Annotated in this window: 21 protein-coding genes; 14 read left to right on the plus strand and 7 right to left on the minus strand. The window is 70.3% G+C overall.

The window, feature by feature from the left end:
- Positions 1 to 9 precede the first annotated feature (9 nt).
- Positions 10 to 318 (minus strand): hypothetical protein, encoded by a 309-nt coding sequence (locus ACH4VO_RS05045; protein ID WP_360987719.1) that lies wholly within the window; start codon positions 316 to 318, stop codon positions 10 to 12.
- 12 nt (positions 319 to 330) lie between these two features.
- On the opposite strand from ACH4VO_RS05045, the gene ACH4VO_RS05050 reads away from it, so the two are divergent.
- From ACH4VO_RS05050 to ACH4VO_RS05060, 3 genes are all read left to right on the plus strand, one after another.
- Positions 331 to 471 (plus strand): hypothetical protein, encoded by a 141-nt coding sequence (locus tag ACH4VO_RS05050; protein WP_360987717.1) that lies wholly within the window; start codon positions 331 to 333, stop codon positions 469 to 471.
- Positions 472 to 682: 211 nt separating this feature from the next.
- Positions 683 to 1,474, plus strand: a complete 792-nt coding sequence (locus tag ACH4VO_RS05055; RefSeq protein ID WP_360987715.1) for a helix-turn-helix transcriptional regulator — start codon at positions 683 to 685, stop codon at positions 1,472 to 1,474.
- The gene (locus ACH4VO_RS05060) at positions 1,471 to 1,692 is read left to right on the plus strand and encodes a DUF397 domain-containing protein (RefSeq protein ID WP_360987713.1); all 222 of its coding nucleotides are present in this window, start codon (positions 1,471 to 1,473) and stop codon (positions 1,690 to 1,692) included. The genes ACH4VO_RS05055 and ACH4VO_RS05060 overlap by 4 nt, the downstream gene beginning before the upstream one ends.
- A 114-nt stretch (positions 1,693 to 1,806) precedes the next feature.
- On the opposite strand, the gene ACH4VO_RS05065 is transcribed toward ACH4VO_RS05060, so the two are convergent.
- The gene (locus ACH4VO_RS05065; RefSeq protein ID WP_360987711.1) at positions 1,807 to 2,313 is read right to left on the minus strand and encodes a hypothetical protein; all 507 of its coding nucleotides are present in this window, start codon (positions 2,311 to 2,313) and stop codon (positions 1,807 to 1,809) included.
- Between the two features lie 223 nt (positions 2,314 to 2,536).
- Here ACH4VO_RS05065 and ACH4VO_RS05070 point away from each other — a divergent pair, with 223 nt between their 5' ends.
- From ACH4VO_RS05070 to ACH4VO_RS05080, 3 genes are read left to right on the plus strand one after another with little or no spacing between them, the layout of a single operon-like run.
- Entirely contained in the window at positions 2,537 to 3,829 is a 1,293-nt protein-coding gene (locus tag ACH4VO_RS05070) for an ABC transporter substrate-binding protein (RefSeq protein WP_360987708.1), read from the plus strand.
- Positions 3,830 to 3,861: 32 nt separating this feature from the next.
- Positions 3,862 to 4,806: a sugar ABC transporter permease gene (locus tag ACH4VO_RS05075; protein ID WP_360987706.1), complete on the plus strand. Its 945-nt coding sequence runs from the start codon at positions 3,862 to 3,864 to the stop codon at positions 4,804 to 4,806.
- Positions 4,807 to 4,820: 14 nt separating this feature from the next.
- Complete coding sequence (locus ACH4VO_RS05080; protein WP_360987704.1) at positions 4,821 to 5,648, plus strand: carbohydrate ABC transporter permease; 828 nt, start codon at positions 4,821 to 4,823, stop codon at positions 5,646 to 5,648.
- Between the two features lie 50 nt (positions 5,649 to 5,698).
- On the opposite strand, the gene ACH4VO_RS05085 is transcribed toward ACH4VO_RS05080, so the two are convergent.
- The gene (locus ACH4VO_RS05085; RefSeq protein WP_360987702.1) at positions 5,699 to 6,898 is read right to left on the minus strand and encodes a transposase; all 1,200 of its coding nucleotides are present in this window, start codon (positions 6,896 to 6,898) and stop codon (positions 5,699 to 5,701) included.
- A 28-nt stretch (positions 6,899 to 6,926) separates the two neighbouring features.
- Between ACH4VO_RS05085 and ACH4VO_RS05090 the strand changes: the two genes are divergently transcribed.
- From ACH4VO_RS05090 to ACH4VO_RS05110, 5 genes are all read left to right on the plus strand, one after another.
- Positions 6,927 to 7,085, plus strand: a complete 159-nt coding sequence (locus tag ACH4VO_RS05090; protein ID WP_360987700.1) for an Arc family DNA-binding protein — start codon at positions 6,927 to 6,929, stop codon at positions 7,083 to 7,085.
- A 78-nt stretch (positions 7,086 to 7,163) separates the two neighbouring features.
- Positions 7,164 to 8,216, plus strand: a complete 1,053-nt coding sequence (locus ACH4VO_RS05095) for a LacI family DNA-binding transcriptional regulator (protein ID WP_360987698.1) — start codon at positions 7,164 to 7,166, stop codon at positions 8,214 to 8,216.
- Positions 8,217 to 8,265: 49 nt separating this feature from the next.
- Positions 8,266 to 10,200: a cellulase family glycosylhydrolase gene (locus tag ACH4VO_RS05100; protein ID WP_360987696.1), complete on the plus strand. Its 1,935-nt coding sequence runs from the start codon at positions 8,266 to 8,268 to the stop codon at positions 10,198 to 10,200.
- A 38-nt stretch (positions 10,201 to 10,238) separates the two neighbouring features.
- Positions 10,239 to 12,587 carry a glycoside hydrolase family 3 N-terminal domain-containing protein gene (locus ACH4VO_RS05105; RefSeq protein WP_360987694.1) on the plus strand — a complete coding sequence of 783 codons (2,349 nt, stop codon included), beginning with the start codon at positions 10,239 to 10,241 and terminating at the stop codon, positions 12,585 to 12,587.
- Between the two features lie 176 nt (positions 12,588 to 12,763).
- Positions 12,764 to 13,174 (plus strand): peptidase inhibitor family I36 protein, encoded by a 411-nt coding sequence (locus ACH4VO_RS05110; protein WP_360987692.1) that lies wholly within the window; start codon positions 12,764 to 12,766, stop codon positions 13,172 to 13,174.
- A gap of 63 nt (positions 13,175 to 13,237) precedes the next feature.
- On the opposite strand, the gene ACH4VO_RS05115 is transcribed toward ACH4VO_RS05110, so the two are convergent.
- A complete protein-coding gene (locus ACH4VO_RS05115) occupies positions 13,238 to 13,663 on the minus strand; it encodes an Asp23/Gls24 family envelope stress response protein (RefSeq protein ID WP_360987691.1) in 426 nt (141 codons plus the stop codon).
- A gap of 528 nt (positions 13,664 to 14,191) precedes the next feature.
- On the opposite strand from ACH4VO_RS05115, the gene ACH4VO_RS05120 reads away from it, so the two are divergent.
- Genes ACH4VO_RS05120 through ACH4VO_RS05130 form a run of 3 tightly spaced genes read left to right on the plus strand, consistent with a single transcriptional unit; the run spans position 14,192 to position 17,244 of the window.
- The gene (locus tag ACH4VO_RS05120) at positions 14,192 to 15,349 is read left to right on the plus strand and encodes an acyl-CoA dehydrogenase family protein (RefSeq protein WP_360987689.1); all 1,158 of its coding nucleotides are present in this window, start codon (positions 14,192 to 14,194) and stop codon (positions 15,347 to 15,349) included.
- A gap of 18 nt (positions 15,350 to 15,367) precedes the next feature.
- Complete coding sequence (locus tag ACH4VO_RS05125; RefSeq protein ID WP_360987687.1) at positions 15,368 to 16,243, plus strand: acyl-CoA thioesterase II; 876 nt, start codon at positions 15,368 to 15,370, stop codon at positions 16,241 to 16,243.
- Between the two features lie 29 nt (positions 16,244 to 16,272).
- Positions 16,273 to 17,244, plus strand: coding sequence for a cation diffusion facilitator family transporter (locus tag ACH4VO_RS05130; protein ID WP_360987685.1), 972 nt, complete (start codon positions 16,273 to 16,275; stop codon positions 17,242 to 17,244).
- 160 nt (positions 17,245 to 17,404) lie between these two features.
- On the opposite strand, the gene ACH4VO_RS05135 is transcribed toward ACH4VO_RS05130, so the two are convergent.
- From ACH4VO_RS05135 to ACH4VO_RS05145, 3 genes are all read right to left on the minus strand, one after another.
- The gene (locus ACH4VO_RS05135; RefSeq protein WP_360987683.1) at positions 17,405 to 18,202 is read right to left on the minus strand and encodes a phosphatase; all 798 of its coding nucleotides are present in this window, start codon (positions 18,200 to 18,202) and stop codon (positions 17,405 to 17,407) included.
- 121 nt (positions 18,203 to 18,323) lie between these two features.
- A complete protein-coding gene (gene glpK / locus ACH4VO_RS05140; RefSeq protein ID WP_360987681.1) occupies positions 18,324 to 19,847 on the minus strand; it encodes a glycerol kinase GlpK in 1,524 nt (507 codons plus the stop codon).
- A gap of 168 nt (positions 19,848 to 20,015) precedes the next feature.
- Complete coding sequence (locus ACH4VO_RS05145; protein ID WP_360987911.1) at positions 20,016 to 20,861, minus strand: MIP/aquaporin family protein; 846 nt, start codon at positions 20,859 to 20,861, stop codon at positions 20,016 to 20,018.
- Positions 20,862 to 20,950: the final 89 nt, after the last annotated feature.

Below are 20,950 nucleotides of genomic sequence, written 5' to 3' on the forward strand. Positions count from 1 at the left end.
GTCGGCCGCTCAGTCCTCGGGGCCGGCACGCAGAGCCGCGAGGCGTTCGCCTCGGCTCCGGGCGATCCGGTGGACGTCACCCAGCGACTCGGCCATGCGGGCCACGACGTACCGCAGTTGTGGTGGGGTCACCTGCCGGTCGTCGAGCATGTCGGCAGCGTGGCCGAGCAGTTCGGTAGCCATGTCGAGCTGGACGCTCTCGATGTCGTCCGCGATCCGGGAGAGGTACCCCGTCCCGTCGCCGAGGACATAGCAGGGCTTGCCCTCCGGGCCGGCCCACGGGAGCAGTCGTGCCGCGTCGGGGATCCGACCGGTCATACGGCTGCCACCGTGCCGCAGCTCGGACAGGGCCTGGTGTCGATGCCGTACATCGCGAGCCATAGCGACGACCGCCCCGGCAACGACTCGGACGACAAGCGCTCGGGAGGAGGGGTCACCCGGAGCTCCTCCGGGAGCGACGAGACCGGTTGAAGGAGACGCAGCAACGTCTCGAGGATGCGGATGGCGCAGTGCAGCACGTCGTCAACTCCGTGGCTTGGAAGGGCGACGGCAAGGTCGTGCCCTGGGGCCGACACCTGGCCGTCTGTCGCTGAGTAGCGATCTGCTCACAGAGTGGGACCGGCGGGACTAGGCTCGCCAGGGGGTCTTTGGTGACAGATGCTTCGTCACACGGGAGCTGACGTTGAGTAATAGCTATGGGGACTGGTTCAAGGAACAGCGCGTAGCCGCAGGGCTGACCCAGCAGGAGTTGGCCGACGCGGCGGTCATGACCCGTTCGCACATCGCGCACATCGAGGCGGGCCGCCGCATCCCGTCGAAGGAGGACGCGCGACGGCTGGACAAGGCCCTGAACACGGGGAATGTGCTGAGTAGCTTCCTGCCGGACGATGATGCGGCGGTCGCCGACTACTTCGAAGCGGCTCGACTCCTCGAACAACAGGCTGTGACGATCTCCGAGTTCGCGCTGTCATACATTCCAGGCATCCTCCAGACGGAAAGGTACGCGCGTGCGATCCTCGGCATGTCCTTCCCTCCTGTAGGTGAAGAGGAATGTGACAGGCTCGTTGTCACACGTCTCGAGCGGGCAGGAGTGCTCGACAACCCGCTGAATCCCGCAGTGTGGGTGCTACTCGACGAAGCCGTACTGCGCAGGTCGGTGGGCGGGCCGGACGTCATGGCACAGCAGATCCTGCATCTGGTCGAGTTGGTGCAGGCGGGGCGTGTGCGCGTTCACGTGATGCCGTTCACCCTGGGATTCCACCCCCTGATGGACGGCATGCTCACCCTGATGACCTTCGAGGATCAGCCTCCTGTGGCATACAGCGAGGGCTTGCGTATGGGACGGGTGCATGATTCCCCCTCCGTAGTACAGGAGTTGCAGAGCCGCTACGCTCTCGCCCTGAGCGACGCTCTGCCGCTGAAGGAGTCGCTGGACCTGCTGAGGACTACAGCGAAGGATTACGGAAGCCAATGACTGACCGAATCGTCCAGAATTCCTTCGAGCAGATCGGTTGGCGTAAGTCCTCCTACAGCAACAGCGAAGGCGGCAGCTGCGTAGAGGTCCTGGACGGCCACCCCTCCGGCGTCCCCGTCCGCGACTCCAAGTCGCCTCACGGACCGGCCCTGCTGATACCGGCCGCAGGCTGGTCTTCGTTCGTCGCCGCCGTAAAGGCCGGTCGTTTCGCCGCCTGAGCCCCGCACCCCGCCCCGGCCAGGGTCACGGGCATGCAGGGTATGTGCGAGATCCTGATCGAGGGGACGCCGAACGTCACAGCGGCTCACCGACGGCGCGCCCCGCCCGCGCCCTCACGTCACGTCACGTACCGCTGTCTCCTCGCGCCGCCGCCTGCTCCGTTCACGGCGGCGCTCGGCCCTGCGCGCCCGGGAGCGCGCCAGCCGTTCCTCGCGCATGCGACGCTCGCGCTCCAGGCGCCGCGCCTCGCGCGCCCTGTCGGTGTGGCGCCGCGCAGCCCACGGAATCACGGCACCGGCCGAGACGAGGGCGCACGCCACGATCCAGTGTCCGACCGAGGTGCCCATGGTCAGCGCGACCACCGCCCCGGCCACCGCTCCGACCGAGTACCCCAGAGCCGGGCGCCAGTCCGTGCGGTAGCGCCCGAAAGCCCTGGCCATGATGCCCAGTGGCCAGGGCGCGGCCATGAACGCCGTGAAGTACTTCCCACCGCCTTCCGGTACGCCACAGCCGCCCTTGGGATGCGGCGCGCACCCCAGGGTCTCCAATCCCGCCAGGCCCCAGCCGAACCAGAGCATCAGGCCAGCCGCGAAGGCAGCCCCCACCCATCTCGCACGCATGTACGGAGCATAGGGGCGGCGGTCGATCGCCGCGCCCCCTACGGCGTGGAGTGGAACGACGACCGATCGCTTCCCTCCGCATGACACACGGCCCGAAATGTCGGCTCTTCCAGCATGCGCAACCGGGGGTTGACCATTCCTCCCCCCGCCCCTAGGTTTCTCGCAACCCGCTGGTACATCGATTAACCACTCTGGTCAACGTCCTGGTTGGAGACATCCCGCTGTGCGCTCACCCCTGAGTCGGCGCGGTTTCCTTGCCGCTGGTTCCGGCCTCGCCGCCGCTACCGCGCTGCCCGCAATGTCCGGCTGCTCCACGCTCGCCTCGGCCGATTCCGACCCGGGCACGCTCGTCGTCCACACCCAGCTCGGCACGACCGCGCCGGGCTCGCCCACGTACACCGCCGCCGTCAAGGCCTTCGAGAAGGAGACCCCGGGACTCCGGGTGAAGAACCTCGTCAACGGCGACGACCTCCCCCAGGTGTACGAGACCTCGCGGCTGGCCCGTAAGGAGCCGGACGTCGTCATGGTCAACCTGTACGACAAGACGCTCGCCTGGACCGACGTCGGCGCCACCGTCGACGTGACGGACTACCTCGACGACTGGGGCCTTCGCGAGCGTGTCCTGCCCGCCGCACTCACCGAGTGGACCGACGGGAAGGGCAGGCTCCGCGCCTTCCCCTACTTCGCCACCAACTGGCCCGTCGCCTTCAACACCCACCTGCTCGACCGCGCCGGCGTCGACGCCGTGCCCACCACCGGGGACCAGCTCATCGGCGCCGCGCGGAAGCTGCGGGCGAAGGGCATCGCACCGGTGACCGTCGGTGGCAACGACTGGACGGGACAGAAGCTGCTCGCCCAGATCATCCAGACCTTCCTCACCCCGGAAGAGGCCCGGCAGGTCTACACGACCGGGGACTTCAGCGGCAGCCGGGGCGCCCGCGCGGGCATCGACTACTTCGTGTCGCTACGGGACGCCGGTGTCTTCGCCGACAAGGCGCAGGGGCTGACTTCCGACACGATGACCACGCAGTACAACACGGAAGCGGCGGCCATCCAGTCCGCGATGTCCTCCGCGCTGGCGAAGGTCCCCGCCGAGACGGCCGGGCACACCGAGGTCGGCGGCTGGCCGCTGGCGCCGGGCGCCGCGCACGAGAAGCCGACCATCCTGCGCTCGTACACCCTCATCGGCTTCTGGATCAGCCCCAACGGCGTGAAGAAGCTGTCCTCGGTCGAAAAGTTCCTCCGCTTCATGTACCGGCCCGACATCGTGTCGCGCTTCATCACCGAGAGCGGCCGGGACATGGCGCTGGTGACCGACACGGTCAGCAAGGACTTCCCGCTGGTGGCCGAGGCCCAGCGGCTCGGCGACCGGGTCGGCCAGGTACTCCTGCCCGACCTCTATGTCCCGCCCACCGCGACTCAGCCGCTGATCACCGCGACCAGCACCGCCTTCACGCGGGGCACGAGCGCGGCCTCCGTGCGCTCCGCCCTGGAATCCGCCTACCGCACGGCCTGAATCCGCGCGCCCGAGCCTTTGCGAGTCCTCCCATGACGATGCTCTCGTCCGCCCCGGGCGGCGCCCCGGTCCGCGGACCGGCCGCCCCGCAGCCCTCCACCGCCACCACCACGAAGCGCCGTACGCAGGGCGGGGTCGTCCTCGCGGTGCCCGCGCTGGTCTGGTACCTGGTCTTCATGGTCGGCCCGCTGGTCGCCATCTTCGTCATCGCGGCCCTGCACTGGCCGGGCATGCTCCAGCCGGTCACCTTCGCCGGCACCGGCAACGTCAGCGCCGTACTCGACGACCCGGTGTTCCTGGACGCGGTGCGCAACACCGCCGTACAGCTCGTCGTGGCCCTGCCGTTGATGATCATCGGCGCGTACATGCTCGGCTACTACGTGGCGCAGAAGCCTCCGGGGCACCGCGTGCTGCGCTACCTGCTCTTCATCCCCGGGCTGATCTCGACCCCCGCCAAGGCGATGGTGTTCTACGCGGTCCTCTCACCGGACGGCCTACTCAACGGCGCCCTGGACACACTCGGTCTCGGCTCGATGACCGACGCCTGGCTCGCCTCGCCCTCCACCGCGCTCGCCTCCCTCATCGTCCTCGACGTGTGGAGCGGCGTCGGGTTCACCGCCGTGCTGTTCGCGGCCCGGCTGGGCAGCGTTCCGGACGAGATCGGTGAGGCCGCGCAGCTCGACGGCGCCGGTCACTGGCGTGCCATGTGGCGCATCCACTTCCCCGTCATACGGGACTTCGTCGGTGTCGTGACGATGCTCCAGTTCCTCTGGACGCTGTTCGGCTCCGCGCAGAACGTCCTGCTGCTCACCCAGGGCGGCCCGGGAAGCTCGTCGACGACGCTGTCCTTCCTCGTCTACCAGAAGGCGTTCATCGCGGCCGACCTCGGCTACAGCCAGACCGTCGGAGTGGTCCTCTTCCTCGTGGGCCTGGCCGGTCTGCTCACCATCCGTCGCGTCTTCCGCCAGAACTACTGATCGGAGCAGGTCCCATGAAGTTCGGAAGGTCCTGGCTGCCGGCGCACATCTTCGCCTGGCTGTACATGGTGCTGCTGGTCGTCCCCCTCTACTACCTGCTGGTCTCGGCCTTCAAGACGAACGACCAGATCTTCGGGAGCCCGTTCTCCCTGCCTACCTCTCTCTCCACCACCAACTTCACCGAGTCGTTCTCCTCCGCGCACCTCGGGCCGGCCGTCCTCAACTCGTTGCTCGTGACGGCGCTGGCGCTGGCCCTCACCCTGGCGCTCGCCATACCGGCGGCCTTCGCCATCGCCCGGACCGAGGGACGTCTCGGGGCCCTGGTGGAGCGGGTGTTCTCGCTGGGCTTCCTGGTCCCCACGTTCGCCGCGCTCTTCCCGACGTTCCTGCTCGCGGCCGCCACCGGGTTGTTCCACACCCGGGCATTCATGGTGCTGTTCCTGCCGGCGACGGCGATGCCGCTGTCCGTCGTCATCCTCGTGCAGTTCATGCGGACCATCCCACGCGAGATGGAGGAGGCGGCGCGCATGGACGGGGCGTCCACCTTCGCCGTCCTGCGGCACGTCTACACACCGATGTGCATGCCGGGCATCGCGACGATCCTGCTGCTGAACTTCCTGACCTTCTGGAACGAGTACCTCTACTCGCTCGTCATCATCGGCCCCGACCCGGACCTGCGGACGGTGCAGGTCGCCCTGCCCACGCTCAAGTCCCTGACGGGTACGGACTACGGCATCCTTACGGCGGGCACGGTGCTGACCCTGATCCCGGTCTGGGTGGTCTACACCGTGCTCCAGAAGCGGATGCAGCAGGCACTCGTCAGCGGAGCGGTGAAGATTTGACTCCTCCCCCTCCGGAAGAAGAGGGATTCCAAGCTCACTTTGCCTCACGCCTAGCAGGCGGCAGGGCTTACAAGATCAACACCAGCCGGGTTGAGACCAGCCCGGGCAAGCATCACGCGGGCGGAGTTCTTGTCCCTCGGGGACACCCAACCACACGCGGCACATGCATACGTTCGTTCGGAAAGGGGAAGTGCGTGCTTGGCTCTCGCTCCGCATCGCGCGCAGTCCATGGTGGTGTGCGCGGGGTTTACCAAATGCACGATGCGCCCGTGCTTACGCCCCATCTCGACCAGAGCGGCTTTCGTAGCGCTGATGGCGGCGTCGGCGGCCTTGCGAGCCATGGTCGTCTGGGCAAGGAATTTCGGCCGAAAATCTTCTGCAGCGACCACGTCAAAACTGCGCACGACGTTCTTGGCCCACTTGCGGCCTGTGTCCTGACGCTGCCGGGCAATCTTCTTGCACACCTTCGCCGCCGCTTTGCGAGCCTCTCGATACCCGCCGGTAGCGGGCTGATTCTTCGGAGATCGGCGGCGAGCCATCATTTTTTGGTAACCGGCAAGCTTCGCAGCAGAGACATTCCCGTGCTGCGGGTGGGACAGGTCATGGGCGTCGCTGGTGGTGGTCGCGATCTCCCTCACGCCCCAATCAATGCCGATTATGCGGCCTGTGGCAGGCAGCGCCTGAGTGCGCGTCTCCACTACGAAGCTCGCGTACCAGTGGCCGAGGCTGTCGCGGTACACGCGCACAGATGTGGGCACGGAAGGAAGGTCACGGGACCACACCACGGTCAGGACGATGTTCCCTGCGAGGTGCAGGCGCCCGTCCTTCAGCCGGAAGCCGCGCTGTGTGTAGTTCAACGACGGCAATGCCTCACGCTTCCGCTTGGCGCGGGGCAACCCGGCGCGCTGCCGCTCGGGCAGCCTGGCCTTGATGTCCTTCAGGGCTTTCGCGCGGGACTTCGCGAAGTCCCGGATCATCTGCTGCTGTGGAACCGAACTACCCTCACGCAGCCAGGCCATAGCGCGGCGAGCCTCGGTCAGCATCTTGTCGAGCGCGGCTGGACCGCACGTCGCCCTCCCACCTGCCGCCCTACTGCGGGTGTGGACTTTGCGGGACGTGGCCACGCACTCGTTCCACACCCACCGGCAGCGAGCCCATTCCGCTTCGATGCCGACGAGGGCGGTGGACGACACACGGAGACGGTAGGTGTACCGGGCGAGCGCGACGGCCCCTCCATCCAGTGTCGTCATAGTGTCACTCTAGCACTACTGTGAGGTCATGGATCATGAATCCCGCATCACGCTCCGCCTCCCTGCCGACCTCCACGCGTGGCTGGTCGCCCAAGCCAAGACTGCCCATCGGTCACTCAACTCCGAGATCATTTACCGCCTTGAGGGCGAGCGTGCCGGCGCGCAGGCTGACGGCGAGTCGCCCTGACAGCCATTCCCCCGCCTCAAACTGCTTGGGTGCGATCACTACTCGGCCCCACGTCCGGAGCACGCCCGGAGTTACCTGGTGAACAAGCGTCCCGAAGGGCGTGCCCCCGCGCGCCCCACGATCAAGGCCGTGGCCGCCGCCGCGGGGGTGTCGACCGCGGCGGTCTCCCAGGCCGTCAACGGCACCGGCCGGATCTCGGAGGCCACCCGCCGCCGGGTCCTGGACGCGGCGGCAGAGCTCGGCTGGTCCCCCAGCGCCTCCGCGACCGCCTTGCGCCGGGCCAGGACCCGTACGATCGCGCTCGTCGTCCGGCGGCCCACCGATGTGCTGGGCTCCGACCCGCACTTCAGCGAGCTGATCACCGGTCTGGAGGGCGAACTCGCCCCGCGGGGCTACGGCCTGCTGCTCCACCTGGTCGCCGACATGGCGCAAGAGAACGCGTTGTACGAACGCCTGGCCGCCGAGGGCCGCATAGACGGCGCCGTGCTGACCGACGCCCGCGCCGACGACCCGCGTCCGGAGCTGCTGCGCGGCCTCGGGCTGCCCGCCGTGCTGCTGGGTGCCCCCGACACCGCATCGCCGGTGCCCCGGGTGGGCCTCGGACAGCAGGGGGCCGGCATACGGGAGGCGGTCGGCCATCTGCTGGAGCTGGGCCACCGGCGCGTGGCCTACGTCGCGGGGCCGGCCGAACTGCTGCACACCCGGCTGCGGTTGCAGGCCTTCGAGGAGAGCCTGGCCGAGGCGGGTCTGCGCCCCGTCGCCGTACGGCACAGCGACTTCACGGAGGAGGCGGCCGTAGAGGTGACCGAGGAGCTGCTCTCCCTGCCCGACCGGCCGACGGCCCTCGTGTTCCCGAACGACTCCATGGCCGTCTGCGCCATCGGCACGGCACAGCGCACCGGTCTGCGGGTGCCCGGCGACCTGTCGGTGGTCGGGTACGACAACCTCTCGCTCGGCCGCTGGATCCACCCCCGGCTCACCACCGTCGACCAGCAGGTGCAGCGCGTCGGCGCGGCGGCCGCCCGCACCCTGCTCGTCGGCTGCGGCGAGGACGTACCTCCGCCCGTGCTCGACGGCCGCCCCCGTCTGGTCGTACGCGAATCGACCGGCCCCCTGCCGTCCCCGGCCTGAACCGCATCACCACGGCACCCCCCGCACACCGAAGAGGACCTGTAGAACCATGCGACGCCACAGCGCCCAGCTCACCCACGACTCCGCCGTCCTCCCGTGGCTGGGGGCCAACTTCTGGTCCCGCACCGGCGGTCCGCTGATGTGGCGGAACTACGAGCCGCGGACGGTGCGCGAGGAGCTGGCCGTGCTCAGGGAGCACGGTCTGAACATGACGAGGTCGTTCTTCTACTGGCCCGACTTCCACCCCGAGCCGGGACGGATCGACGAGGAACTCTGCGACCGGTTCCGCGACTTCCTGGACGCCCATCACGAGGCGGGGATGGGCACCGTACCCACCTTCATCGTCGGCCACATGTCGGGCGAGAACTGGGACCCGGCCTGGCGCGGCGACCGGGACCTCTACGAGGACGTGTGGCTCGTCGGCCGGCAGGCGTGGTTCGTCTCCCAGATGACCCGGCGCTTCAAGGACCATCCGGCGGTCACGGGCTGGCTGATCACGAACGAGATGCCCGGTTACGGGCGGATCTACCAGGTCGACCCTCCGTCCAGCGATGTCGTCACCGCCTGGGCGCAGTTCATGTGCGACGCCGTGCGCGCGGCGGGCGGCACCCAGCCGGTGTCGCTCGGCGACGGCGCCTGGGGCATCGAGGTGACCGGACGCGACAACGGTTTCTCGCTGCGGGAGACCGCGGAATACGTCGACTTCGTTGGGCCGCACGTCTACCGCTCGGACACGGACCGGCCGCGCCAGCACTACCGGGCCGCGTTCGAGTGCGAGCTGGCCGCTGTGACGGGGCAGCCGGTCGTCCTGGAGGAGTTCGGGCTCTCCACCGACACGGTCTCGGCCGCGAACGCCGGGATCTTCTACCGGCAGACCCTGCACAACTCGCTGCTGGGCGGGGCGACCGGCTGGATGGCCTGGAACAACACGGACTACGACGACCTGTGGGACCGGTCGCCGTACGACCACCACCCCTTCGAGATGCACTTCGGGATCACCGACGGCGCCGGCCGCCCCAAGGAGCCGCTGCGCGAACTGGCCGCCTTCGCGAAAGTCCTGGAACAGGTCGACTTCCCGCGCTGCCGGCGTACCGACGCGGACGCGGCCCTGGTCGTGCCGGCGTTCCTGGAGCGGGGCTACCCCTACAGCAGGCCCGCCGACCGCCCGCTGATCTTCACCTCGTTGCACCAGGGTTACGTGGCGGCGCGCGGCGCGGACCTGCCGGTGGCGTTCGCCCGGGAGGCGGACGGGCTGCCGGAGGACGCCTCGCTGTACCTGCTGCCCTCGACCCGCCAGCTGACCACCCGCACCCGCCGCGCCCTGGAGCGCCGGGCGCGGGAAGGGGCGACGGTCTATCTGTCCTTCTGCTCGGGCGAGTACCCGACGACCCGTGGCCCGTGGTTCCACGACCTCGACGGGTTGTTCGGGGTGGAGCTCCAGCTCTCCTACGGGGTCGCGGAGCCGATCGAGGACGACGTCCTGGAGATGACGTTCGCCGAGGACTTCGGGTCGATAGCGGCGGGCGAGGTGCTCACCTTCCCGGTCGCGGGCAACGAGGACAGCCGCGCCTACCTGCCCGTCGTCCCGGACGGCGCACGGGTCGTGGCCACCGACGCGCACGGCCGCCCGGCACTGCTGTGTCACCGGGCGGGCGAGGGCCGCACGGTCCTGGCGACGTATCCGCTGGAGCACATGGCGGCGCGCACCGCCCGCGCCAATCCGGAGCAGACGCACCGGCTGTACGCGGCCCTGGCCGAACTGGCGGGCGCCGCACGGCCGGTGACCGTCGACACCCCGTACGTCAGCGCTGACACGCTGGTCCGCGAGGACGGGACGCGTTTCGTGTGGCTGGTGAGCCAGTCCGGCGAGGAGCTGACCGTGTGCCCGGCGGCGGACGGGGAACTGCGCGAGCTGACCGGCGCGGAGCCGGTGCGGGACGTGACCCTCCCCCCGTACGGGGTGCGCGTACTGGAACTGCGCTGACCGCCCTGCCCTCCCGACCTCCCGAGGTGAGCCGCCCCATGTCCGAGCCACTGTTCCGCGACCCCGAGGTGCCCGTCGCCGACCGGGTCCGCGATCTGCTGTCACGGATGACGCTCACCGAGAAGGTGGGCCAGGTCAACCAGCGGATGTACGGCTGGGACGCGTACGAGCGCACCCCGTCCGGCCATCGGCTGACGGACGCGTTCCGGGCGGAGGTGGCGGCCTACGACGGGATGGGCGCGCTGTACGGGCTCCAGCGCGCCGACCCGTGGTCCGGCGTGACGCCGGAGACGGGTATCGGCGCGGCGGACGGGGCGCGGGTCTCCGACGCCGTGCAGCGGCACGTCGTCGGGAACACCCGGCTCGGCATTCCCGTCCTGCTGGTCGAGGAGATGCCGCACGGGCTGCAGGCGCTGGACGGAACCGTGCTGCCGGTGAATCTGGCGGTCGGCGCCACCTGGAACCCGGAGCTGTACGAGGAGGCGGCCGCCCTCGCGGCCGCCGAGCTCCGGGCCCGTGGGGGCCATGTCGCGCTGGTCTCGGCGCTCGACCTGGTGCGGGATCCGCGCTGGGGTCGCGCGGAGGAATGCTTCGGCGAGGACCCGTATCTCGCGGCGCGGTTCACCGAGGCACTCGTACGCGGTGTGCAGGGTCCGGCCGGGGAGCGCATCGGGCCGGACCGCGCGGCCGTAGTCCTCAAGCACTTCGCCGGGCAGGGGGCCACGGTCGGAGGCCGCAACAGCGCGGCCACCGAGCTGGGCGCGAGGGAACTGCACGAGATCCACCTCGTGGCGGCACTGGCGGGTGTACGGGCCGGAGCTGCGGGTCTGATGGCGGCGTACAACGAGCTCGACGGCGTGCCGTGCGCGGCGAACCACCGTCTGCTGACCGGGATCCTCCGGGAACAGTGGGGCTACGACGGCCTGGTGATGGCCGACGGGCTCGCGGTCGACCGCCTGGTGCGGATGGCGGGTGACCCGGTTGCGGCCGGTGCGCTGGCGCTGCGCGCGGGGACCGATGTGAGCCTGTGGGACGACTGCTACCCCCGGCTGGGGGAGGCGGTCCGGCGGGGTCTCGTCGAGGAGTCCGCGCTCGACACCGCGGTGGGCCGCGTCCTCGCGCTGAAGTTCCGCCTCGGCCTCTTCGAGCACCCGTACACCGCGGGGCGGGCCGCCGGGCGGGGTCCGGACCGCGCCCGCCTGGAGCGGCTGAGCGAGCGCATCGCCCGCGAGTCCGTCACCCTCCTCGAACACGACGCGGTGACGCTGCCGCTCGCGGGCCGGCGGATCGGGACCGTAGCGGTCATCGGGCCGAACGCCGATTCCGTTCCGCAGCAGATCGGCGACTACACCGCCCCGCAACGGCCCGGGACGGGCAGCAGCGTGCTCGCCGGCATCCGGGCCGCCGCGCCGGAGGGGACCGACGTCGTGTACGCCGAGGGCTGCGGCCTCGTGGGCGGGGATCTGTCGGATCTGCCCGAGGCGGTGGCGCTCGCCGGCGCCGCCGATGTGGCCGTGCTGGTCCTCGGCGGATCGAGCGCACGCGAGTCCGGAACCCGTTTCGACGCCAACGGGGCAGCCGTCGTCACCTCCGGCAATCCGGTGGAGATGACCTGCGGCGAGGGCGTCGACCTCGCCGAACTCGGCCTGCCCCCGGCGCAGTCGGCGTTGCTGGACGCCGTCGCCGCGACCGGGACTCCGGTGGTCGTGGTGCTCGTCCAGGGCCGCCCCCACGCGCTGCCCGACCTCTCCGGCTCGGCGGCCGCGGTACTGAGTGCCTGGTATCCGGGTCCGTGGGGCGGGAGGGCGGTCGCGGACGTGCTGTTCGGCGCGGCCCAGCCGCAGGGGCGGCTGCCCGTGTCCGTACCCCGCTCGGCGGCCCAGCTGCCCGTCTTCTACAACGGGAAGGACCACGGCTACCGGGGCTACGTCGACCAGCCCGCCACGGCCCGTCATCCTTTCGGTCACGGGCTGTCCTGCACGACGGTCGAGTACGGCGCACCCCGGCTGTCCCGGTCGTCCCTGGCGGTGGACCGGTTCGACGGACCGGCGCCGGTGAGCTGTGTGGTCCGCGTCGCCAACACCGGTGGGCGTCCGGTGCGGGAGACGGTCCAGCTCTACGTGCGCCGGGTGCTCGGCGGGACCTCGTGGCCACGGGTGCGCGAGCTGCGCGGTTTCGCGCAGGTGGAACTGGCGCCCGGCGGGAGCACCGAGGTCACCTTCGCGGTGGACGCCCGGACACTCGCCTCGTTCACCCTCACCGGGCACTGGGCCGTGGAGCCCGGCGAGTTCGCGATCGGGACGGGCCCGTCGTCGCACCGCACTCAGGAGGCACCGCTCACGGTGACGGCCAGACCACCGACCGGACCGCGCGCAGCTCCCCGGTGACGGAGCAGCCCTCCGTCGGCGGAGGCCGGCTCCACGCCGGTGCGCACAGGCGCGTCCCCACCGTCGCACTGACCTCGCGCGCCCCCCGTTCGGACCTGTCTGCGCAGGTCATCGTGGTGCCACGCTGCTTCTGCCACGGGCACAGCCCGCCGACAGGATCAGCGAGAGGTCTCACCATGAACCGCATCACCGCACTTGCCGCCACTGCGATCGTCCTGGCCTTCGGGCTGGGCACGGGCCCCGTGTCGACCACCGACGCCGACGCTCGCCCGGCCGTCGGACAGACCGGGCATGCCGTTCCGGCCGCCGCGTTCACCCGGTGCACACACGGCTACTTCTGCGCGTTCGCCGGCTGGAACGGCGAGGGGACCCGCTGCCAGTGGACGGCCCGCGAGATGCGGAACACCGCGGACAACTGCTCCTTCATCCGCGAGGGACGGAACGTCCTGTCGGTGTGGAACAAGACCGAGCACCGGGTGCAGTACTACACGCAGACCAACTTCAACTCGCGCGTCGGTTCCACGCTCGCCGGGCAGGGCGGCAACCTCCAGGGGAACTACCAGATCCGCTCCTTCAAGCCCCAGTAGCCGGGGAACCCGCCACGTCCTGGGGGCAGGTGGCCGGCGCCGGGGCTCGGACCCGGCGCGGGCTCACTGCACGCGGGCGGACGACCGGCCGCCCTCGTCCTCGTCGCTGTCGTCGCCCGGGATGTGGACGTCGAAGACGTTGATGTTGATCTCCACGACTTCCAGACCGGTCATGCTCTCGACCGCGTCCGTCACGTTGCTCCTGACCCGGTCGGCGAGTTCGTGGATCGGCACGCCGTACTCCACCTTGATGGCGACATCGACCGCCGCCTGCTTCTCGCCCACTTCCACCTTGACGGAGCGCCCTGCCACGGAGGACCCGGACACCCGGCCGGTGACGGCTCCCAATGCCTTCGACGCCCCTGTGCCCACCGCGTGCACGCCGTCCGTGTCCCGGATGGCGATGCCCGCGATGGTGGCGACGACGTTGTCGGCGATGGTGGTCGTGCCGCGTCCGGTCTTTTCCGTGTTCCCGTCCATATCAGCCATGACTGCCTCACAGAGGGTTGGTACGACAGGCCGGCCCGTTTCTCACCGACCCTCGTTCCACAGTGCGCCCGCCCGTCGCCCGCCGCCATCGGAGTGACACAGCGCTCCACCTCGGCACTCTCCGCCACTTTCCTGACACACGACCCATCCGGGGGCGGGCCGGCTCCGAATCACCGGTGAGGGTCAGGAACCAGCCCTCACCTCCCTGTCCGGGGGTGCGGCGGCCCGCGCCCCCGGACAGCACCTCGCAGGTCCCCTCGCGCGACCGCCCCGATCTCACCACCACCCTCCTCGAACTCGGCTTTTAGAGCGCCGAGTTCTTCTGCGGTCAGCCCGGTCGGCGCGTGCGGCGCGGCCGGGCCCCCGCCGGTCGTTCCCGTACGGCCCGGAGGCGGGGACGGGCGGCGGGCGTGCTCAGCATCACCCTGGACAGCCACCGTGACTGCCGGGTAACTTCTGACCAGGACTGAGCAAGCGCTTAGCCATCCTGACCGAAGCCGCAGCTGAAGCCGACCGAGGAGGCACCCCGTGCGCCGTACGGTGTACAACGAGGACCACGAGGCGTTCCGGGAGACCATCCGCGCCTTCATCGAGGCCGAGGTCGTCCCCGTCTACGACGAGTGGTTCGCGGCCGGCCAGGCTCCTCGCGACTTCTACTACAAGCTCGCCGAGCTGGGCATCTTCGGCATCGAGGTGCCCGAGGAGTACGGCGGCGCGGGCGAGGAGTCCTTCAAGTTCGAGGCCATCCTGTACGAGGAGACCGCACGCGCGGGCGTCTCCTTCGGCGGTTCCGGGGTGCACGTCCTGCTCTGCCTGCCGTACATCAAGTCGTACGCCACCGAGGAGCAGAAGAAGCGCTGGCTCCCGGACTTCGTCAGCGGGAAGACGATGTACGCGATAGCCATGACCGAGCCGGGCACCGGTTCGGACCTGGCCGGCATGAAGACGACCGCCAAGCTCTCCGAGGACGGCACGCACTACGTCCTCAACGGCGCCAAGACCTTCATCACCGGTGGTGTGCACGCGGACAAGGTCATCGTCTGCGCCCGCACCGACGCCCCCAGGGCCGACGACCGCCGGCATGGGATCTCGCTCCTCGTCGTGGACACCAAGTCCGAGGGCTACTCGGTCGGCCGCAAGCTCGACAAGCTGGGCCTGAAGGTCTCCGACACCGCCGAACTGGCCTTCGTGGACGTCAAGGTGCCCGTCGAGGACCTGCTCGGCGAGGAGAACAAGGGCTTCTCCTACCTCGGCCAGAACCTCCCGCAGGAGCGTCTCGGCATCGCCGTCGGCGCGTACGCCCAGGCCGCCGCCGCCGTGCGGTTCGCCCAGCAGTACACGCAGGACCGCACCGTCTTCGGCAAGACGGTCGCCTCGTTCCAGAACACCAAGTTCGAACTGGCCGCCTGCAAGGCCGAGGTGGACGCGGCCGAGGCCGTCGTCGACCGGGCCATGGACGCCCACGACGCCGGCGAGCTCACCGCCGCCGAGGCCGCGTCCGCGAAGCTGTTCTGCACCGAGGTCGCGCACCGCGTGATCGACCGCTGCCTCCAGCTGCACGGCGGGTACGGCTTCATGAACGAGTACCCGATCGCCCGCCTGTACACGGACAACCGGGTCAACCGCATCTACGGCGGCACCAGCGAGGTCATGAAGTCGATCATCGCCAAGTCCATGGGTCTGTAGAGCGGTTACCTTCTCTCCATGAGATCGGCACTCGACTCCCTGCTCGATCTGCTCGACCTCGAGCGGATCGAGCAGGACATCTTCCGGGGCACGAGCCGTTCGGCGGTCGTGCCCCGGGTGTTCGGCGGCCAGGTCGCCGCCCAGGCCCTGGTCGCGGCGGGCCGTACGGTCGCACCGGACCGGGCCACCCACTCCCTGCACGCGTACTTCCTGCGCGCCGGGGACCCCGGTGCGCCCATCGTCTACAGCGTCGACCGGATCCGCGACGGGCGGTCCTTCACCACCCGCCGGGTCGTCGCCGTCCAGCACGGCAAGCCGATCTTCCACCTCTCCGCCTCCTTCCAGGTGCACGAGGACGGCATGGACCACCAGGCTCCGATGCCACCCTCCCCGGACCCCGAGACGCTCCCCACGGCCGAGCAGATGCTCCCCCGGTACGCCGGCCGCTTCAGCGACCCGTCGGTCGTGGACCGCCTGATCGAGGCACGTGCGGCCGTCGACCTGCGGTACGTGGACGCCCCGCCGTTCGCCAGCGTCGGCGAGCCGCGGGACCCGCGGTCGCAGGTCTGGTTCCGCACCCAGGGCAAGCTGGCCGACGACCCGCTGCTGCACGTCTGCATGGCGACGTACGTCTCCGACATGACACTGCTCGACTCGGTGCTCCTCGCCCACGGGCGCGGCGGCTGGGCCGTGGGCGACGTGGTGGGTGCCAGCCTCGACCACGCGATGTGGTTCCACCGGCCCTTCCGGGCGGACGAGTGGCTGCTGTACGACCAGGAGTCGCCGTCGGCGTCCGGCGGGCGCGGCCTCGGCCAGGCCCGGATCTACACGGCCGACGGGCAGCTCGCCATCACCGTGATCCAGGAGGGTGTGGTCCGCGTCCCGAGGGACTGAACGGCGCCCGTTCGGACATACTCGCCCCCATGAGCGACGAGAAGAGCCATGACGGGGAGTCCGGCGGCGAGTCCACGGTCACCGTCGTCGTCGCGGCGGCGGCCAATCTCGGCATCGCCGTGGCCAAGCTGGTCGCGGGGCTGATCAGCGGTTCCAGCGCCATGCTCTCCGAGGCCGCTCACTCGGTCGCCGACACCGTCACCGAGGTCATGCTCCTCACCGCGCTCAAGCGCAGCGGGAAGCCCGCCGACGAGGATCACCCGCTGGGTTACGGCCCCGAGCGGTACATCTGGGCGATGCTCGCCGCCGTGGCGACCTTCGTCGGCGGCGCGGTGTTCTCCCTGTACGACGGCATCCACACCCTCACACGGGGTGAGGAGCTCGGCGATCCGCTCGTCTCGTACCTCGTGCTCGCGGTCGCCTTCGTGCTGGAGGGTTTCTCGCTGCGCACCGGGGTCCGCCAGATCCGCGGCGAGGCGGCCCGCCTCCGGATGCCCGCCCCCCACTACCTGCGCCGGACCTCGGACACGGCCGTCAAGGCGGTGGTGATGGAGGACTCCGCCGCCCTCGCCGGCCTCCTCCTGGCCGCCGGCGGCCTGCTCGGCGGTCAGCTGTCGGGTTCCGGGGTCTGGGACGGCGTCGCCTCCGTCCTCATCGGCGTCCTGCTGGTCTACGTGGCCTATGTGCTCTGCCGGTCCAACGCCCAGCTGCTCATCGGCCGCCCGCTCCCCGCCGAGATGCGGGCCGGGGTGCGCGAGGAACTGCTGTCCGTCCCCCACGTCGTCGGGGTACTGGAGCTGACCACGCTGATCCAGGGCCCGAGGGAACTGCTGGTCGCGGCGAAGGTCGACTTCCGGGACGCGTCGACCGCCGCGGAGATCGAGTGGGCCTGCGAGGAGGCGGAACAGCGGCTGCGCGAGAGGTACCCGTCGATCCGGCGGGTGTACCTGGACCCGACCCCGGGGCTCGCACAGCGGTCGGCGGCGCGCTCCGGCGGATGACCGGACGCCGAGCTCGCCGTGGCCGAAGGGGAGCTGGAACCCATGGCCTCGCTGATCAGCAACGGTCACCGGTCCCTGCCCGTACGGCTGCGCCCGGCGTAGGAACCGGCAGGCGGGCGAAGCCCCGGAGCCGGCCCCCCGCCTGCGGGAGGGCGGCGCCTTACGCCAGGTCCGCGGCCGGGAGCAGCCCGGCCGCGTCCAGCAGGTAGTCGGTCATCGGGTCGTAGAAGCGCGGGTCCGTGACGTGGTCGTCCAGCGGCACGGTGACCTGGAGGGTGCCCTCCGCCTCGCCCAGGAACAGCGCCGGGTCGTTGGAGTCCGCGTACCCGATGGAGTCGAGCCCGCGCTGCCCGGCGCACCCCGCCCACCCGTGGTCCGCCACGACCAGGTCGGGCTGCGGTCGGCCCTCCCGCTCCAGCCCGTCCAGAATGGCGGCCATCGGAGCCGGGGAGTGCGTGTGCCACAGGGTCGCGCCGCGCTCCAGGACGGCCACGTCCGCGAACTGGAAGACCATGCCCTCGTCCGCCATGAGGCCGCCCGGAATGCGCACGATCTCGCACCCGGCGGCGCGCAGGGCGGCCGCCGTCTGCCGGTGCACGTCCAGCAACCCGCCCGGGTGCCCGGTCGCGAACAGCACGCGCTGGCCGCCGTCCGCGGCCTTGCGCAGCCGGGCCGCCATCCGGTCCAGGGCGGCGACGGTCAACTCCGGGTCGATGGTGTCCTGCCCCTGCCGGTGCTCCGGGTCGTCGCTGACGCCGCACCGCTCGGCCATCACGGCCAGCACGTCCTGCTCGTCCCGCCACCGGTCGCCGAGCTCGAGCCCCAGCCAGTAGTGGCGGTCGCCGTTGGCGAGCTTGCGGTAGTGGGAGAGGTTGTTGTCGCGGGGCGTGGCGACGTCGCCCGCGATACGGGAACGGACGAGGTGCTCCACGAGGGCGGCTCGGCTGGGTATCGGCATGCACCCATTGTGCCGTCACGTACGTACGGGTGCCGGAGTAACGCATGAGCGCCGCGCCTGTACGGGGCGGCGGGACCCGTACAGGCGCGGCAGGACGGCGGGCGCCTCCCGGCGCGGCTTCTCAGCCGGTCTCCGTCCGCACCCAGTCCAGGGTGCGCTCCACGGCCCGCTTCCAGCCCGCGTACCCCTCCTGACGCCGCTCCTCGCTCCACTGCGGTTCCCAGCGCCTGGACTCCTGCCAGTGGGTGCGCAGTTCGTCGGTGTCGCGCCAGAAGCCGGTGGAGAGTCCGGCCGCGTAGGCCGCGCCGAGCGCCGTGGTCTCGGCGACCACCGGACGGCTGACGGGTACGCCCAGCACATCCGCCTGGATCTGCATGCACAGGTCGTTGGCGGTCACGCCGCCGTCGACCCGGAGCACGTCGAGGTGCACTCCGGAGTCCTGCTCCATCGCGTCCACCACGTCGCGGCTCTGGTAGCAGATGGCCTCCAGGGTGGCGCGTGCGATGTGCGCGTTGGTGTTGTAACGGGCCAGGCCGACCATCGCCCCTCGTGCGTCCGAGCGCCAGTACGGTGCGAACAGGCCGGAGAAGGCGGGCACGAAGTACATCCCGCCGTTGTCCTCGACCGACCGGGCGAGCTGCTCGCTGTCGGCAGCGGTGCTGATGATCTTCAGCTGGTCGCGCAGCCACTGCACGGCCGCGCCGGTGACGGCGATGGAGCCTTCCAGCGCGTAGACGGCCGGGCTGCCGGCGAACTGGTACGCCACGGTGGTCAGCAGTCCGTTGCGCGAACGCACCAGCTCGTTACCGGTGTTGAGCACGAGGAAGTTGCCGGTGCCGTAGGTGTTCTTGGCCTCGCCCGGTGCGAAGCAGACCTGGCCGACCGTGGCCGCGTGCTGGTCACCGAGGACGCCGGTGATCGGGACGGCGGCGTTCAGCGGCCGTGAGGTGCGGCAGGTTCCGTAGGCCTCCGCGTCCGAGGACGGGTGGATGCTGGGCAGCATCGAGCGCGGGATCCCGAAGATGTCCAGCAGTTCGTCGTCCCAGTCCAGCGTTTCCAGGTTCATCAGCATCGTGCGGCTGGCGTTGGTGACGTCGGTGGCGTGGACGCCGCCGTTCGGTCCGCCGGTGAGGTTCCACAGCACCCAGGCGTCCGTGTTGCCGAAGATCGCGTGGCCCGCCTCGGCGGCCTGGCGGAGCCCGTCGACGTTCTCCAGCAGCCACTTGATCTTGCCTGCGGAGAAGTAGGTGGCGGGCGGCAGGCCCGCCTTGTGCCGGATGACGTCCCCGTGGCCGTCACGCTCCAGGGCCGCGGCGATCTTGTCCGTGCGGGTGTCCTGCCAGACGATCGCGTTGTAGTACGGACGGCCGTTGCGCGGGTCCCAGACCACCGTGGTCTCCCGCTGGTTGGTGATCCCGATCGTCTTGAGGTCCGAGGCCTGCAGGCCTCCGGCCCGGACGGCGTTCTGCATCACCGTGTTGGTGCGTTCCCAGATCTCCACGGGATCGTGTTCGACCCATCCCGACCTCGGAAGGATCTGGCTGTGCTCCAGTTGGTGGCGGGCCACCTCGTTACCGGCGTGATCGAAGATCATGAAGCGCGTGCTGGTGGTCCCCTGGTCCACCGCGCCGACGAATTCGGGCATCGCTGCCGTCCCTTCTCCTTGTACAGAGGGCGCGCCGCTGGAACGCGCCGCGCCGGGCGGGCGCCGGCACCGTCTGTCACCAGCATCGGGGCCGACCGCCCTGCCTGCCCGCCGGGCGCGTCCGTTGGAGGGCCGCTGCGGGCGGGCAGGGCGCACCGGCCGAGGGTGTCAGCGCTTGCGCGTCGGTTCCTCGGGGACGTGGCCCTCCTGCTCGGGGCCCCGGCGCGCCTTGACCAGGGGGCTGATCAGCAGGTCGTAGAGCACGGCGCCGATGACGCCGCCGATCAGCGGGCCCACGATGGGGATCCACCAGTAGCCGCTGAACCACTGGTACTTCCCGGGCAGAGCGATGGAGCCCCAGCCCTCGAAGAAGGTGAACAGGCGGGGACCGAAGTCGCGGGCGGGGTTGATGGCGTACCCGGCGTTCGTACCGAAGGTCATGCCGATCGCCACGACGACGAGGCCGATGACGAACGGTGCGAGGTTGCCCATCGGTGACATGTTCCGGGTGTCGGTGATCGCGCAGATCAGGAACAGCAGAATGCCGGTGCCGATGATCTGGTCGAGCAGCGGGCCCCACCAGGAGTTCCCGAAGTACTCGGCCGGGAAGGTGGCGAAGATCGAGAAGGTGGGGAGCGATTTGTCCCGGGCGAGGCCGGCCTTCTGGTTGAAGGAGTCGATCGCCCAGCGGTAGGACGCGTACACGAGCGCGGCGGCCACGAAGGCCCCTACCAGTTGGGCGAGCCAGTAGGGCAGGACCTTCCGCCAGGCGATGGAGCGCCGGACGGCGAAGGCGAGCGTGACCGCCGGATTCAGGTGTGCGCCGGTCACGCCTCCGGCGACGTACACGCCGAAGATCACTCCGAAGCCCCAGCCCCAGGCGATGATGAGCCAGTCGGCGGGTCCGAAGGGGACGGCCTGGCGGCCGGACCCGGGCAGGCCGGCGACCGTGAGGGCCACCGAGCCGATCCCCAGCAGGATGAGGACGAAGGTGCCCAGGAACTCGGCGAGCATCTCGCCGCCCAGACCCTCCCGGTAACCCCGGCGACGTGTCGTGTGATCAGCCACAGCTTTCGGCTCTCCTCGGTCGGGTCGGAACGGGT

Source organism: Streptomyces sp. NPDC020780, assembly GCF_044334475.1.
Lineage (GTDB): Bacteria > Actinomycetota > Actinomycetes > Streptomycetales > Streptomycetaceae > Streptomyces.

Coding starts and splice junctions, on each gene's coding strand:
- ACH4VO_RS05080 (WP_360987704.1), top strand. CDS start 4,821: ATGAAGTTCGGAAGGTCCTGGCTGCCGGCGCACATCTTCGCCTGGCTG.
- ACH4VO_RS05145 (WP_360987911.1), bottom strand. CDS start 20,861: ATGCTCGCCGAGTTCCTGGGCACCTTCGTCCTCATCCTGCTGGGGATC.
- ACH4VO_RS05100 (WP_360987696.1), top strand. CDS start 8,266: ATGCGACGCCACAGCGCCCAGCTCACCCACGACTCCGCCGTCCTCCCG.
- ACH4VO_RS05060 (WP_360987713.1), top strand. CDS start 1,471: ATGACTGACCGAATCGTCCAGAATTCCTTCGAGCAGATCGGTTGGCGT.
- glpK (WP_360987681.1), bottom strand. CDS start 19,847: ATGCCCGAATTCGTCGGCGCGGTGGACCAGGGGACCACCAGCACGCGC.
- ACH4VO_RS05075 (WP_360987706.1), top strand. CDS start 3,862: ATGACGATGCTCTCGTCCGCCCCGGGCGGCGCCCCGGTCCGCGGACCG.
- ACH4VO_RS05130 (WP_360987685.1), top strand. CDS start 16,273: ATGAGCGACGAGAAGAGCCATGACGGGGAGTCCGGCGGCGAGTCCACG.
- ACH4VO_RS05065 (WP_360987711.1), bottom strand. CDS start 2,313: ATGCGTGCGAGATGGGTGGGGGCTGCCTTCGCGGCTGGCCTGATGCTC.
- ACH4VO_RS05135 (WP_360987683.1), bottom strand. CDS start 18,202: ATGCCGATACCCAGCCGAGCCGCCCTCGTGGAGCACCTCGTCCGTTCC.
- ACH4VO_RS05115 (WP_360987691.1), bottom strand. CDS start 13,663: ATGGCTGATATGGACGGGAACACGGAAAAGACCGGACGCGGCACGACC.
- ACH4VO_RS05090 (WP_360987700.1), top strand. CDS start 6,927: ATGGATCATGAATCCCGCATCACGCTCCGCCTCCCTGCCGACCTCCAC.
- ACH4VO_RS05045 (WP_360987719.1), bottom strand. CDS start 318: ATGACCGGTCGGATCCCCGACGCGGCACGACTGCTCCCGTGGGCCGGC.
- ACH4VO_RS05125 (WP_360987687.1), top strand. CDS start 15,368: ATGAGATCGGCACTCGACTCCCTGCTCGATCTGCTCGACCTCGAGCGG.
- ACH4VO_RS05110 (WP_360987692.1), top strand. CDS start 12,764: ATGAACCGCATCACCGCACTTGCCGCCACTGCGATCGTCCTGGCCTTC.
- ACH4VO_RS05105 (WP_360987694.1), top strand. CDS start 10,239: ATGTCCGAGCCACTGTTCCGCGACCCCGAGGTGCCCGTCGCCGACCGG.
- ACH4VO_RS05085 (WP_360987702.1), bottom strand. CDS start 6,898: ATGACGACACTGGATGGAGGGGCCGTCGCGCTCGCCCGGTACACCTAC.